The 14,107-nt window shown below is 72.9% G+C and carries 12 protein-coding genes; 6 read left to right on the forward strand and 6 right to left on the reverse strand.

Features of this window, described 5'->3' with window-relative positions; genetic code table 11:
- The 5 genes from B1H29_RS03220 to B1H29_RS03240 are packed head-to-tail and all read left to right on the forward strand — an operon-like array spanning nt 1 to nt 3,256.
- Nucleotides 1-1,011, forward strand: a complete 1,011-nt coding sequence (locus tag B1H29_RS03220; protein ID WP_055421612.1) for a hypothetical protein — start codon at nt 1-3, stop codon at nt 1,009-1,011.
- A 60-nt stretch (nt 1,012-1,071) separates the two neighbouring features.
- On the forward strand, nt 1,072-1,251 hold the full coding sequence (locus tag B1H29_RS03225) for a hypothetical protein (RefSeq protein WP_055421214.1): 180 nt from the start codon (nt 1,072-1,074) through the stop codon (nt 1,249-1,251).
- A gap of 57 nt (nt 1,252-1,308) precedes the next feature.
- The gene (locus tag B1H29_RS03230; RefSeq protein ID WP_055421213.1) at nt 1,309-2,340 is read left to right on the forward strand and encodes an iron-containing redox enzyme family protein; all 1,032 of its coding nucleotides are present in this window, start codon (nt 1,309-1,311) and stop codon (nt 2,338-2,340) included.
- 30 nt (nt 2,341-2,370) lie between these two features.
- Entirely contained in the window at nt 2,371-3,015 is a 645-nt protein-coding gene (locus tag B1H29_RS03235; protein ID WP_199832435.1) for a HemK2/MTQ2 family protein methyltransferase, read from the forward strand.
- A complete protein-coding gene (locus tag B1H29_RS03240; RefSeq protein WP_055421211.1) occupies nt 2,996-3,256 on the forward strand; it encodes a CDGSH iron-sulfur domain-containing protein in 261 nt (86 codons plus the stop codon). The genes B1H29_RS03235 and B1H29_RS03240 overlap by 20 nt, the downstream gene beginning before the upstream one ends.
- A gap of 141 nt (nt 3,257-3,397) precedes the next feature.
- Here B1H29_RS03240 and B1H29_RS03245 read toward each other — a convergent pair whose 3' ends face one another.
- Nucleotides 3,398-3,832 carry a protease inhibitor gene (locus B1H29_RS03245; RefSeq protein ID WP_055421210.1) on the reverse strand — a complete coding sequence of 145 codons (435 nt, stop codon included), beginning with the start codon at nt 3,830-3,832 and terminating at the stop codon, nt 3,398-3,400.
- A gap of 360 nt (nt 3,833-4,192) precedes the next feature.
- Here B1H29_RS03245 and B1H29_RS03250 point away from each other — a divergent pair, with 360 nt between their 5' ends.
- Nucleotides 4,193-5,362, forward strand: coding sequence for a lactate 2-monooxygenase (locus tag B1H29_RS03250; RefSeq protein ID WP_055421209.1), 1,170 nt, complete (start codon nt 4,193-4,195; stop codon nt 5,360-5,362).
- Nucleotides 5,363-5,540: 178 nt separating this feature from the next.
- On the opposite strand, the gene B1H29_RS03255 is transcribed toward B1H29_RS03250, so the two are convergent.
- From B1H29_RS03255 to B1H29_RS03275, 5 genes are all read right to left on the reverse strand, one after another.
- Nucleotides 5,541-7,148 carry an RICIN domain-containing protein gene (locus B1H29_RS03255; RefSeq protein ID WP_055421208.1) on the reverse strand — a complete coding sequence of 536 codons (1,608 nt, stop codon included), beginning with the start codon at nt 7,146-7,148 and terminating at the stop codon, nt 5,541-5,543.
- A 500-nt stretch (nt 7,149-7,648) separates the two neighbouring features.
- Nucleotides 7,649-8,026 carry a hypothetical protein gene (locus B1H29_RS03260; protein WP_055421207.1) on the reverse strand — a complete coding sequence of 126 codons (378 nt, stop codon included), beginning with the start codon at nt 8,024-8,026 and terminating at the stop codon, nt 7,649-7,651.
- A 3-nt stretch (nt 8,027-8,029) separates the two neighbouring features.
- The gene (locus B1H29_RS03265; protein WP_055421206.1) at nt 8,030-8,278 is read right to left on the reverse strand and encodes a hypothetical protein; all 249 of its coding nucleotides are present in this window, start codon (nt 8,276-8,278) and stop codon (nt 8,030-8,032) included.
- A 99-nt stretch (nt 8,279-8,377) separates the two neighbouring features.
- Entirely contained in the window at nt 8,378-10,621 is a 2,244-nt protein-coding gene (locus B1H29_RS03270; protein ID WP_055421611.1) for a glycoside hydrolase family 9 protein, read from the reverse strand.
- A gap of 164 nt (nt 10,622-10,785) precedes the next feature.
- Nucleotides 10,786-13,872 (reverse strand): glycoside hydrolase family 2 TIM barrel-domain containing protein, encoded by a 3,087-nt coding sequence (locus B1H29_RS03275; RefSeq protein WP_055421205.1) that lies wholly within the window; start codon nt 13,870-13,872, stop codon nt 10,786-10,788.
- Between the last annotated feature and the right edge of the window lie 235 nt (nt 13,873-14,107).

Below are 14,107 nucleotides of genomic sequence, written 5' to 3' on the forward strand. Positions count from 1 at the left end.
ATGCGTATCAGCGTGGTGGATGTGGGATCGAACACGGTCCGGCTCATGGTGGCGGACGCGGAGGGCGGGGTGCCGCTGCCGGTCCACACCGCGAAGTGGCGGCTGCGGCTGTCCGAGCAGGTCAGGCCGGGTGACCCGGTGCCCGAGGAGGCCGTGGAGCGGCTCGTGGAGGCGGTCGCCGACGCGAACCGGACCGCGGCCCGCTGGGGCTCGTCAAGGCCGCTGGCCTTCGCGACCGCCGTGGTACGTGCCGCGCCCAACCGCCGGGAGGTGCTGCGCACCGTCCGCGCCCGTACGGGCATCGCCCTGTGCACCCTGCCGGGCGAGGTGGAGGCCGAGCTGACGTTCCTCGGGGCCCGGCGCTGGATGGGCTGGCGGGCGGGACCGCTCGCCCTGCTCGACATAGGCGGCGGCTCGCTGGAGATCGCCTTCGGCCGCGGCCGGCTGCCCGACTTCGTGGCCTCGCTGCCGCTGGGGGCGGCACGGCTGACCCACGAGTTCCTCGCGGGCGGCGAGGAAGTGCCGGAGCCGGAACAGGTGCGGGCGCTGCGCCGCAAGGTCCGCCACCAGTTGCGGGACGTCGCGGCGCGGATCCGCTGGGAGGGACCGCGTACGGCGGTGGCCACCTCGCGGACCTTCCAGCAGCTCGGGCGGCTGTGCGGGGCCTCGCCCGGCCGGCACGGCCCCTTCGAGGAGCGACGGATGCGCTGCTCGGACCTGGGCGAGGCGGCCGGACGGCTGGCCGCCCTGACCTCCGCCGAGCGGGCCCGGCTGCCCGGCATCTCCGCGCCGCGGGCGGCGCAGAGCCTGGCCGGCGCGGTGGTCGGCCACACCGCGATGAAGCTGACCGGACTGGAAACGGTCACGCTCTGCCCCTGGGCGATCCGCGAGGGCGTCCTGCTGCGCCACATCGAGGACGGCCCGTCCTGGTGGGCGGAGGTCACCCGCCGCAGCGACGAGGCACAGGTGCCGGCCCCGGTGCCCCTGCGCATCGCGACCACGCCCGGCTGACCGCGCGAACGGGCCTGCCCGAGCCGGGTACGAACGACCGTACGAGGAAGGGAGACCTTCGTGTCCCAGGAGAACAACCGCGACCACAAGCAGCCCGAGACGGCCATCGACAAGGTTCTGCGCGAGATCGAGGAGGCCAGGCCCCGCGACGCGGAGTCCGGGCGGGGCCCGCGCCCGGGCGAGGCGGGCGAGGCCACCTCGCCCGACACCGGGGCCCGGAAGGACGCCGAGCGCGAGTGAGGCGGGACTGAACGCGAGCGTGGGGTGCCGCGGGGGTGTCCGGGTACTCGCGACACCATGGAGTACGACTTCGAAGGACCACGGTTGCCGACGGCCCGGGGCCCCCTCTCCGCGGCCGTCGGCGCGTATCTGCTCGGAAAGGGCCCGCTGCCCGGCGCGGGAGACGCCGCGGCCGCGCAGGCGTACGGCGACGACCTCCAGCTCGCCCTGTACCAGTGCTACGAGCTGCACTACCGGGGTTTCGCCGGTGTCTCCCCCGGCCTCGAGTGGGACCCCGGCCTGCTGCGCACCCGGGCGGCGCTGGAGCAGCGCTTCCTGTCCGCGCTGCGCGCCGACACCCAGGTCCACGACAGCGTGCGGGACGCGGTCGGCGCCCTGCTCGTCGAGCCGGTCGACGGATACGGCGTCAGCCACTTCCTGCGGGACGAGGGCGAGTTGTGGCACCTGCGCGAGTACGCGGCCCAGCGCTCCCTGTACCACCTGAAGGAGGCCGACCCGCACGCCTGGGTGCTGCCGCGGCTGTGGGGGCGTCCGAAGGCGGCGATGGCGGCGGTGGAGTTCGACGAGTACGGCGGCGGCCGGCCCGACCGGGTGCACGCCCGCCTGTTCGCCGGCCTGATGGCGGACCTGGGCCTGGAGACGACTTACGGGGCCCATCTCGACGCGGCGTCCGCCGAGTGCCTGGTCACGGTGAACATGATGTCCCTGTTCGGCCTGCACCGGGCCCTGCGCGGCGCCCTGGTGGGCCATTTCGCCGCGGTCGAGATCACCTCGTCGCCCGGCTCCCGGCGGCTCGCCGAGGCCATGCGCCGGACGGGCGCCGGGTCCGCCGCCGAGCACTTCTACGACGAGCACGTCGAGGCCGACGCGGTGCACGAGCAGATCGTGCGGCACGAGGTGATCGACGGTCTGCTGGAGCAGGAACCGCACCTCGCGGCGGACGTCGCCTTCGGGATCGACGCCACCGGCTACGTCGAGGACCGATTCGGCGCCCGGCTGCTCGCCGACTGGCGGGCCGGCCGGTCGTCCCTGCGCACCCCGCTGCCCGACCAGTCCCACGAGACTTCCGAAACCTCCCATATTTCTTGACGGCCGGGGTACGTGGGGTCCGTGAATTTCATGGTGCTACCGGGCGTCTATGCCCCTCAGGAGGACACCGCCCTGCTGGCCGGGGCGCTGTCCGACGAGTCACTCCCGCCGGGCGCGGCCGTACTCGACGTGGGGACCGGCACGGGCGCTCTCGCCCTGACGGCGGCACGGCGGGGCGGCCGGGTGACCGCGGTGGACGTGTCGTGGCGCGCGGTGTGCGCGGCCAGGGTGAACGCCGCGCGTGCCGGGCTGCGGATACGCGTCCGGCACGGGAACCTCTTCACGCCCGTACGCGGTGAGTCGTTCGACCTCGTGCTGGCCAATCCGCCGTACGTTCCGGCGCCGGGCGGTGGCCGCCGGCCACGGGGTGCGGCGCGGGCGTGGGACGCGGGTCACGACGGCCGCCTGGTCCTGGACCGGATCTGCCGGGAGGTGCCGGCGATGCTGCGTCCGGGCGGTGTGCTGCTGCTGGTGCAGTCCGCGCTCAGCGATCCGGAGCGGACCGTCGGGTGTCTGCGCGAGGCCGGTCTGAAGGCGGCGGTGACCAGGCGGCAGCGGATCGCGTTCGGTCCCGTGGTGCGCGGCCGGGAGCGCTGGCTGCGGCAACGCGGGCTGCTGCCCCCGGCCGACAACGAGGAGGAGCTGGTGGTCGTCCGTGCCGAACTCCCCGTCTGACGTCCCTCACCCCTCCGGCTCCGGCTCCCCGCGCCGGGTCAAGGTCCAGCGCCGGGGGCCGCTGCTGGTGGAAGGTCCGGTGGAGGTGGAGCTGGAGGACGGGACGACGGTGTCGTCCGACCGGTTCCGGGTCGCGCTGTGCACCTGTCGCCGCAGTCGGCGCTACCCCTGGTGCGACACCAGCCACCGCGCCAGGTCGTCCGGCACCGGTGACGGTGCCGGACCGGCGGCGAAGGACTGACAGTGCGGTCCGGGGAGGACGGCGGACGGCCCCACTCCGTCCGCCGTCCCCGGTGCGGGACCGCACGTCCCGTGCGGCGGCGCTCGCACTCCCCAGTAGCGAGCCGCCGGTCACACCGCACGGGCCGGGCGGTCCCGGTCCTCAGAACGTGAAGACGCTCGCGCTGCCCGCGTTCTTCACGCACTCGTTGGCGAAGGTGCGCTCGTAGGAGACGTGCCGGCCCTGCCAGACCCCGTCGACGGTGACGACGACGGGGGCGTACTCCCGGGTGCACAGCACGCCGGAGTCGGCGGTCAGGGCGTCGAAGTCGCCGCCCGCGCCACGCAGTTCCGCGCAGGCCGTCTCGGCGGCGGGGTGGGTTCCGGAGGCCTTCGGGGCGCAGGTCAGGGTGACCGCGCGTACCGGGGCGGCGGTGGCAGCGCTCTCTCCGTGCCCCACGGTCAGCACGAGGGCCGAGGGGGCGTAGAGCGACGCGGGGGCGGTGGCCGGGGAGGCGAGGGAGGCCCCGGCGAGGGGCCCGCAGACGGCGGTTGCCGTCAGGCCCAGAGTCGCTGCCCAGCGCGCGGTGTTCCGCATTGTGTGCATCCTTCCGCTCGATATGAGGGTGTCGCCGGCCCGGCTCGGTCGGTGCCGGAACGGCGAGCGCGAGTCTGCCGAGTCCGGCGCCGAAACTCACTTCGACCCCACGACTTTCGGTAACCTTGCGTATTGAATCAGTGGCGTGAAGTCACGGAATTCGAACGTTCCAAGTCTGGAACTGGGCGATTCTTGATCGGTTATTGAGACCTGAACTGGCCGGATGGCGTGATCCGCAGGTTCGCCAATAGGCCTGAAACACCCCTGAAACAGGCCCGTTCCCCCTGGGCGCGGCCCTCGGCACCCTCGCGGGTACGGTGCTGGCGGCGCGAGCCCGACGACGAGAGGCGGTACCCGGGGATGGCGAAGCACTGGGCGGACTTCCAGTACGAGATCTATCTGAACGGGATGACGGGTGCCGTGCCGCGGCTGCCCACCGACCTGACCCGGCTGGAGGAACTCACCGAACGGCGCCTCGGCCCCGGTCCCGTCGGGTACGTCGCGGGCAGCGCGGGTGACGGCAGCACCGCGCGCGCCAACCGGGCGGCCCTCGACCGGCGGCGGATCGTGCCGCGCATGCTGCGGGACGTGCACGACCGCGACCTCTCGGTCGAGGTGCTGGGCCGTCCGCTGCCCGCTCCGCTGGCGCTGGCACCGGTCGGTGTGCTGTCGATCATGCATCCGGACGCGGAGCCGGCCGCCGCCCGGGCCGCCGCCGCGCAGGGTGTGCCGTACATCCTCTCCTCGGCGTCGAGCACACCCATGGAGCAGGTCGCCGAGGCGATGGGCGACGCCGAGCGCTGGTTCCAGCTCTACTGGCCGAAGGACCGCGAGGTGGCCCGCAGCTTCCTGGACCGCGCCAGGGCGGCCGGGTACAGCGCGCTCTTCGTCACGCTGGACACGCCGCTGCTGGCCTGGCGCCCGCGCGATCTGGACCAGGCGTACCTGCCGTTCCTGCACGGGGTGGGCACCGCCAACTACTTCTCCGACCCGGCGTTCCGGGCCGGGCTGGCGAAGCCGGTCCACGAGGATCCGAACGCGGCGGTGACGCACTTCGTCGGCATGTTCTCCGACCCCGCCAAGTCCTGGCCGGACCTGGCGTTCCTGCGGGAGAACTGGGACGGTCCGATCGTCCTCAAGGGCGTCCTGCACCCGGACGACGCCCGGCTCGCCGCCGACGCCGGGATGGACGGTGTGGTGGTCTCCAACCACGGCGGCCGTCAGGTGGCCGGTTCCGTCGCGGCGGCCGACGCCCTGCCGCGCGTGGCGGAGGCGGTGGGCGACCGGCTCACCGTGCTGTTCGACAGCGGCGTCCGCACCGGCGACGACGTCTTCAAGGCGCTCGCGCTCGGCGCGCGGGCGGTGCTCCTCGGCCGCCCCTACGTCTACGGGCTGGGCCTGGACGGCCAGGCCGGAGTCGAGCACGTCATCCGCTGCCTGCTCGCCGAACTCGACCTCACGCTGGCCCTGTCCGGGCACGCCTGCCCGGCCACGCCCGGCCCCGCGGACCTCGTCGAGGACCCCGCGTGACCGAACGGCCGATGCCCCTGCGGGCGGGCCGCGCGGACGTGGTGCGACATCGGCGATGCCCGACGCGGGGTCCGCGGGTCCGTCACGGCCGGTCCCCCGCACGGGGGCAGCCGCCCGACCCCACGGCCCCGTGCTCCCTCAGGGGTGCCGTCACCGGACGGGCATCGCCGGGCCCCGCTCAGCCGCCCGGCAGCTCCACGCGCCGCGCGTTCGGGGCCTGAGTGCCGGCGCTGGACAGGGAACCCTCCGCCGTCGGTACCGGGTCGGTCCGCCAGCGCTGGCCGTCGGATCCGTCACGCACCTTCACCACGATGTCGGCGTCCGTGGTGACGGTGGTGGCGGACAGGGCGAGCTGCTGCTGCCAGCGCGGCACCAGTTCCCCGCGCTCGGTCAGGCCGTAGCGCACGTCGTCGCCCCGCTCGGTGCCCTCGTCGGCGCAGGTACCGAGAATGACGACTCCGGCGTCCGCCCGCGAGTCCAGACACAGCCCCGGGTCGGCGACGCTGCGCACCAGCCCGTCGTCCTCGTAGGTCCACTGCTGGGTCCACGCCTCGGAGCACCCCGCCAGCCGGGCGCCCGCGCCGGCCTTCGGCTCGCCCCGCACGTCGAGGCACAGGTCCGCGGCGACGTTGCGCAGCCGCGTCCGGTCCGCCGCCGTGGGCAGCCCGGCGGTACCGGGCGGTTTCGGACGGCTGGTCCCGGACGTGTTGCCGTCACCGCCGACGGCGCTGGTGGAGGCGGCCGGATCGGCGCCGCCGCCGTCGTACGACCACACACTCACCACGAGCACGATCGCGAGCACCCCGGCCGAGGCGGCGCCGAGTTGCCTGAGCGCCGACCGGCCGGAGCGCGGCCGGCCCGGGGCCCCGCGCACGGGCACGGGGATGCGGGCCAGCAGGCCGGGGCGTCCGCCGCGGTGCCGGGCGGCGCCCTTGGCGAGCGCGCCGAGCGTCGCGCGCCCCGGGCGGGAGTCGAGATAGCGCCGGGCGCCCCAGCCGAGCACCGCTTCGGCGATCAGCGTCCCCAACTCGCGCTCGAAGTGACTGAGTTGTTCGGCCGCGTGCCGGCAGTGGCGGCACTCCGCCAGATGCTTGCGGACGTCCGGAAGCAGGGCGCCGCCGCGGCGGATCGGGACGTCCAGGAGACGGCTGTGGAAGCGGCAGTCCTGAGTCGGGGCGAGTTGCCGGTGTGCGTGCAGACAACCCTCGCGGAATTTCTCACGCGCTTGTTCGAGCGTGGCCGACGCGGTGTCGGTATCCATGCCGAGCAGCCCCGCCGGGACGCTAATGGACTCGCCCTCGACCTCCGTGTGCCACAGCAAACAACGGGCCGGTCCGGGAAGGGAAGCGAATGCCCGTGCGGCCAGCGTGCGGTTTTCCGGAGTCAGGGACTTCGCCGCCCGCATACCACGTCCGCCGGCGGGTTTGAGCAGTTGCGGGAGAACGCCGGATATCCCGTCGTCGGCGGACCACTGCCGGACCGTGTCCCGTACGGCCACCAGCAGCCGCGGTCGCAGCGCCGTGGCGGGCTCACCCTCGGCGAGCCGGTCCAGGACCCGATGCCAGGCGGCGGCGGTGACCATGGCGGTGACCTGGGCCGACGTGGCGAGGCAGATGGTCGCGTAATCGTGGGCGGGCTGCCAGTGGCGCGCCATCAAAAGCGCGGCGGTCCGGGCGGCCTCGCTTTCCGGGCCGTCCCTGAGCCGCGCGGCCAGGGACTCGTCGGACTCCCCGGGGTCCCCGCCGGAGGGCGGGTACGCGGGTCGAGGGGGGTGGGGGGTGGGCACTGAGATGTTTCCTTCCCACGCGCAGGTGACTCAGAAGTTCTGATCGCCGAAAAGGAGCCCTTGATTGGTGTGTACCTTTTGGGCGCGGTGTGGGGAGCGTGAATTCGCCACGGCGAAATCGGACCTGGTTTCCTCAAGACGCGTGCGAGACCCGGCCTTTACCCCCCGCACGGGTGCTTCACTCTCGCACAAACCACTCATGGTCAACAAGGCGACCGGGCAACCTGGGCCCGCCTTTGAAAGAAGGTCAGATTCCGCGGCAACTCATGGTGCCGGCACCGGCTTTCGGCATTCTCCACGCGCCCCGTGTGAAACACGTGCACGCGCCGGTGCGCCGCGCACGCTCCCAGCGCACGCCCCGGCGTAGTGGACTGGCTGCGGCCCTTCTCGGAAGGCCCCGCGCGGGACGGCGGCTCTCCTGCGCGAGCGGGCCGCCGACCCCGTTCCCCCCGCCCTCGGTCGGTGGCCCCGAGAAGGGACCGCTCCGGCCGCCCGGGGCCTCAGATCTGCCAGGAACGCAACCGGTCGGCCGCGCCGTAGACGTCGGCCTCGCCGGACATCAGGTCACGGGCCAGGTCGACCAGGGCCCCGTAGGGCGGGTCGATACCGGCCCCGCCGGCGTACATGTAGGCGACCGCCGTCGCGCAGGCGAAGCGGGCGTTGGCCGAGGGCAGCGGCCTGAGCACGGCGAGTGTGTGCAGCAGGGCGGCCGCCCGCCAGGCCGGGTCGGAGTCCACCCCGAGGCGGGGCGGGTCGACGCGGTGCCGGGCGACGGCGGCGACCAGCGCGGAGAAGTCGTTGATGGTGGGCTGCTCCGGCAGCACTTCCTCGTGGCGCTGGAGCAGCCAGGGCACATCGATGTGCAGGACCTGGGCCATGGATCAGGCGACCCGCCCCTCGCCCCTGACGGGCGGTGGTTCGTCGTCGGGAAACGCGGCGGCGAACTCGTCGGCGTGGGCCCTGAAGAACCGGCGGAAGGCCTCCGCACCCTCCTGCAGCGCCCGGTGCCGGGCTATGTCGGCGGCGGCGGCATCCCGCACGAGCGCCTTCATCGACGTACCGCGTTCCTTGGCGATCTGGCGCAGGTCCTCGAGCTCGCGGTCGCTGAACTCCACGTTCAGGGCTGGCATGCCTCCCACGGTACCGCGCGGGTACTGACCCGTAAATAGCCGCAGGTCAGAGCAGTGTCACGGCGGTACCGCGGGAGGCGGGCGGGACGGTGGATGCGGTCAGCTCTGGTCCGCCACGAAGGAGGCCATCCGGGCCAGCGCGGCGTTCCAGTTGATGGTGTGCTCGTTGGTCGACCAGGACTGGATGTCGTCGATGAAGCAGAACTGGGCGACGCAGCCCTGGAGTTTGCTCTGTGCGTAGGGGTCCTGGATGTTCGAGTTGGGGCCGCCGGACAGGGTGCCGTCGGGCGGGGCCGGCAGCGCCGGGTCGAGCTGCTTGGCGTACCAGCGGCTGTGCTGGTTGTGGGCGTTGACCTCGCCGTAGCCGGTGACGTACGACATGTTCAGCGCGTTGCGGCCCAGGATGTAGTCCATGCTCTGGAGGGCGCCGTCACGGTACTTCGAGCCGCCGGTGATGTCGTAGGCGGTGGCGAGGACGACCGCGTTGTTGAGGATCTGGTGGCTGGAACCCCAGTCGTAGACGTTGCCCTCGGGGGCGTAGGGCATGCCGTAGGGGTGCGCCTTGAGCGTGGCCAGGTACTGGTCGGCGCCCTGGACGACGGAGCGGCGTACCTTGTCCCGGCCGGGGAGCCGGTTGGGCACGGTCGCGAGGTCCAGCCGGGCCGCCGCCGCGGTGCGGGCCCAGTCGAAGCCGAGCGGACCGAAGATGTCGGCGGTGTGGACCGGGGAGTCCAGCACGTAGTCCCTGAAGTCCCGCTCCCCCGTCGTCAGGTACAGCTCGGCCGCCGCCCAGTAGAACTCGTCGTCGACGCGGGCGTCCGGGTAGGCGCCGCCGCCGATGCCGTCGCTCTCGTCGGCGAGCACGTTGGGGTGGGCCAGCGCCGCCGCCCAGGCCGTGCGGGCCGCGTCGAGCGCCTTCGCGGCGAACTCCCGGTCGTAGGGGCGGTAGAGGCGCGCCGCCTGTGCGGCCGTCGCCGCCAGGTTGAGGGTGGCCGCGGTGGTCGGCGGGTGCAGCTCGCGCTTCTGCGGGTCGTCGCCGGGCAGCAGCGGCAGCCCGGTCCACTGCTCGTCGTGGATCTTGTGATGGGCCATGCCGGCCAGCGGCTGCCCGTCCGGCACCTGCATCTTCAGCAGGAAGTCCAGCTCCCAGCGCACCTCGTCGAGGATGTCCGGCACCCTGTTGCCGCTCTCGGGGATGTCGAGCGTGCCGTCGCCGAGCTTCCGCGGCTCCCCGGTGCGGGCGTGCAGCGAGCGCTCGTAGGTGCTGAGCAGCTCCCAGGTCGAGATGCCGCCGTTGACGACGTACTTGCCGTGGTCCCCGGCGTCGTACCAGCCGCCGGAGACGTCGAGGGTGTAGTCGCACACGCCCGGCTGGCAGGGCACCTCGGTGTCGCCCTGGTTGGGTGCCACGCCCACGTGTCCGGCGGCGCGGGCGTAGCCGGGACGCAGGTCACCGTCGATCGCGGTGCCGCTGCGCTGCGTGTAGTAGTACTTCGCGGAGTCGGTGCGCAGCCGCTCGTAGGCGGCCGTGCCGATGTCGAACGGGCGGCTCGTCTCTCCGTCGGCGACCAGGGTGTAACCCTCGCCGCGCTTCTTGTAGCGGCCGAAATCGATCGAGTGGACGTTCTGCCCGGAGGAGGCGTCGACGCCGCGCGGCACGCTCCAGCCGTGGGCGACGACCCGCCCGCGGTCGTTCTTCAACCGCCAGCCCAGCCGCGAGGTCGCGTCGGTGACGACGGTGGCGTTCTTCGGGCCGGACGGCAGGTAGCCGACCTGGTTGACACGGACCCGCGGCCCGGTGTCGGGCTCGTACGGCTCGGGCGCCACCCCGCCCAGCAGGGACACGTCGTCCACGCAGAAGCGCCAGGCGTCCGGCGTGCCGCCGAGCTGGAAGCCGACCTGGCCCTGGGTGGTGTCGACGGGTGAGGTGAAGGTGTAGGAGTAGGTGTTGCCGGAGACGCTGAGCTGCGGGCTGACCTCGTGGTAGGTGTCGTACGGGGACACCGACAGGCCCACGATCGCCCGGACCACGTGGTCGGCGGGTGTGCCGGTCGCGGTGAAGGAGAAACGGTACGACTCCCCCGCGACGAGGGTGATGTCGTTCTGGCCGACGGCGGCGTCCCAGCGGTTGGCGGTGCCACCGGGGGCGTCGGCGCACAGCCGGCCGTCGGACACGGCCGCGGTGACGTTGCTGCTCGTCCACCAGGAGTCGGTGCCGTTGTCGAAGGTGCCGTTCTCGACCTGCTCGGTCTCCTCGGCTCCGGCCGGTGCGGCGGGCAGCGCGGTGACGGCCGCCGCCAGCAGGGCCGTCAGGGAGACGAGGGCTGTTCTGCGTCGTGTCAGGCGTTGCGTCAGGCGTCTTGTCACGTCCGGGCTCCTCGGGGGGACGCGGCACTCCCATGATGGGAGCGCTCCCAAAAGCGGTCGGGGGCCATGCTTGTGGCAGACATGACAGCCCGTCAACGGTCCGGACGGGACTGCTTCCCGTCCGGACCCCTGCGCGGCGCTCAGGCGGCGGGCGCCTCCAGACGGCTGACGCGGATCGCTCCCCGCGCCTCACCGGGGTGACGGCTGGTCAGCGTGAGGCGGACCCGGGAGCCGCGCGCCTTCTCGAAGGTGATCACGGTGGGAGCGCCGGAGGCGGCGGCCCACTCGGTCCCGGCCCCCTCGACGGCACGCCAGGCACGGCCGTCCCACACCGACACCTCGACCGCGGCGGGCAGGCTGTGCGTGGCGTCCACGGTGAAGGAGACCTCGACGCGGTCGTAGGTGCGCCGGCGGCCGTGGTCGACCGACACCCAGTCCTCGGCGCGGGCCCCGTGGAAGGCGGGCAGCAGGGCGGTGGCCGCCTTGTGGAAGCCGTTGGACCAGCCGGTGGCCGGATCGCCGTCGAGCATGGCGGCGGGGAGCGTGTCGGGCCGCCCGGAGTAGCTCGCGTCGGCGTACGGGTGGTCCACGGGTGCCGGGTGCTCGGGCCGGAACTCCGGCGCCGGTGTGGTCGCACGGGACGCGGCCCGCCGGGCGCGCACGGTCGCCGTGTCCGTACGCAGCCCGTCCGCACGGGCGGTCACCCGCACCGGCCCCGGCCGGGTGCCGGACCGCACGATGGCGAGGGCCTTTCCGTGGAAGGCGGTTCGGGTACCGGCCTGGTAGCGCTCGGCACTCTCCTGACGGCCGTTGTCGAGTCCGGCGAGGGAACCTCCCGTGACCGCGAAGGAGATCAGGTGCTCGGCGCCGGGTACCACCACCCCGCGCCGGTCGACCACCTCGGCGGTCACGAAGACCAGGGAGCGGCCGTCCGCGGCGACGCTCTCGCGGTCCGGGGTGAGGCGGACGGCGTGCGGCGCCCCGGCGGTGCGCAGGACGTCGGTGGCGACCGCCCTGCCGTCCCGCCGGGCGACGGCCTTCAGCTCACCCGGCTCGAAGGGCACCCGCCAGGTCAGATGCAGCTTGCCCGCACTGCCGTTCGGGCTGGTGTAGCTGCCGGGGTAGGGGCCGTCGGTGAAGGTCTTGTCGTCGCCGGTGGCCTCGGTGGTCTCCAGGTACGTCCGGCCGTCCACGGTCTTCTTGGTGTCGAACGCCCGGGTGCCGAGGGACGTCCCGTTCAGGAACAGCTCGACGGTGTCGACGTTCGTGTACGCCCAGACCTCGACGGTGTCACCCTCGCGGTGGTTCCAGGTCGTCGGCAGCAGGTGGACCATCGGCTCGTCGGTCCACTGGCTCCGGAACAGGTGGTACATGTCCTTCGGGAATCCGGCGGTGTCGACCGCCCCGAAGAAGGACGCCTTCACCGGGAAGACGTCGTACGGCGTCGGCTCGCCGATGTAGTCGATGCCGGACCACAGGAACTGGCCGGCGAACCACTTGCGGTCCCGGTCCTTCTTGTGGCCGTACTCGCCGCTCATGGTCCAGGAGGCGAGGTTGTTGTCGTAGGACGAGGTGGCGCGCCTCCCGGGCGTCTGGTTCTCGCCGGTGTTCAGGTGCTCCGGCTCCTGGTAGGTGCCCCGTGTGGAGGTCTCGGACGACGACTCGGACTCGAAGAGGAACAGGTGCGGGTAGGCCGCGTGCAGGGCGTCCACCGACTTGGCGGTGTTGTAGTTGAGGCCGAGGCCGTCCAGCTTGGCCAGCATCAGGTCGGCCGCGGAGCCCTTGGCGGGCATCCGGCGGTACTTGTCGGAGCCGATGACGAGCGGGCGGGTGTCGTCGGCGGCCCGGATCGCGTCGATGACCCGGTCGGCCATGGCGAGGCCGGCGGTGGCGGTGGAGTCGGGGACCTCGTTGCCGATGGACCACATGACGACGGCGGGCGAGTTGCGGGCGGCGAGCACCATCTCGGTGGCGTCCTTGTCGCACCACTCGTCGAAGAACCGGCCGTAGTCGTAGCGGTTCTTGCCGGTGCGCCAGCAGTCGAAGGCCTCCACCAGCATGATGATGCCCATCTCCTCGCAGACCTGGATCATCTCGGGCGCGGGCGGGTTGTGCGAGGTGCGGAAGGCGTTGACGCCCATCGACTTCATGATGGTCATCTGGCGGCGGATCGCGTCGATGCTCACGGCGGCGCCGAGGGCGCCGAGGTCGTGGTGCAGGTCGACGCCCTTGATCTTGGCGTACCTGCCGTTGAGGTGGAAGCCCTCCTCGGGGTCGACGTGGAAGGTGCGGATGCCGAACGGCGTGCGGTAGGTGTCGACGGTCCGGCCGCCGACGCGCAGTTCGGTGTGCAGGGTGTAGCGGTGCGGGGACGCGAAGTCCCACATCCGGGGGCGGGCGACGGTGAGTTCGTGGACCTCGCTCGCCTCGTCGGCGACATCCGCCGTGGAGGCGGCACGGGCCACGGTGCGTCCGTCGGCGTCCTCGACCGTCGACCGGACCTCGACCTCGCGTGCGGTGCCCGACGCGTTCACGACGGACGTCGCCACCCGGACGACGGCGCTCTCCTCGCTCACCCGCGGCGTGGTGACGTACGTGCCCCAGCGCCGTACGTGCACCGGCTCGGTGACGACCAGGCGGGCCTCGCGGTAGATACCGCTGCCGGAGTACCAGCGGCTGCTCGGCAGTCGGTTACGCACCCGGACCGCGAGGACGTTCTCGGTGCGGCCGTCGGTGTGCACGAGGTCGGTGAGGTCGAGGGCGAAGCCGGTGTAACCGTAGGGGTGGCGGCCGGCCTCCCGGCCGTTGCAGTGGACGCGGGAGTCCATGTAGACGCCGTCGAACTCGACCGATATCCGCTTGCCGGCGAGGGCGGGCGGCAGGGTGAAGGCGAGGCGGTACCAGCCGAGGCCCCCCGGCAGGAAGCCGGTGCCGCTGGTGGTGCCGTGCTCCGTGGTGGGCGTCTGCTCGATGCTCCAGTCGTGCGGGACGGCGACCTCGCGCCACGCCGAGTCGTCGTGGGCGGGGTCGGCGGCGCCGGTGGTGTCGTCGGCGGACCCGTCGGGGTCGACCAGCAGGAAGCGCCAGCCGTCGCGCAGGGGGATGGTGCCGCGGCCCGCGCCTTCCCCCGCCGCGTCCGCGGCCCACGCCGACGGGGCGCCCAGCGCCGCCCCGGCCGCCGGGGCGGCGGCGGAGGCGATCAGGACCGTTCTGCGCGTGACCGTCATGACGGATCTCCCTCATCGGACTCATCAGGGCTCAGAAGTACTCACAACTAATCGTGAACAAACAGATTCTGACGTCGTGCCACACGCGGCCGTCAAGAGTACGGAAAGCTCTTTCTGTCCCGGGCGGCCCGGCCGCTCCCCGGCCACTGTGGCCACGTGGCGGCCACGAGCCCCGTGGTTCGGGTCCGCACGGGGCCCGGACACACTAGGCTGGGGCTCAGGTGACGCGCTGTTC

Origin of the sequence: Streptomyces pactum (assembly GCF_002005225.1) — a bacterium.
Classification (GTDB): domain Bacteria; phylum Actinomycetota; class Actinomycetes; order Streptomycetales; family Streptomycetaceae; genus Streptomyces; species Streptomyces pactum_A.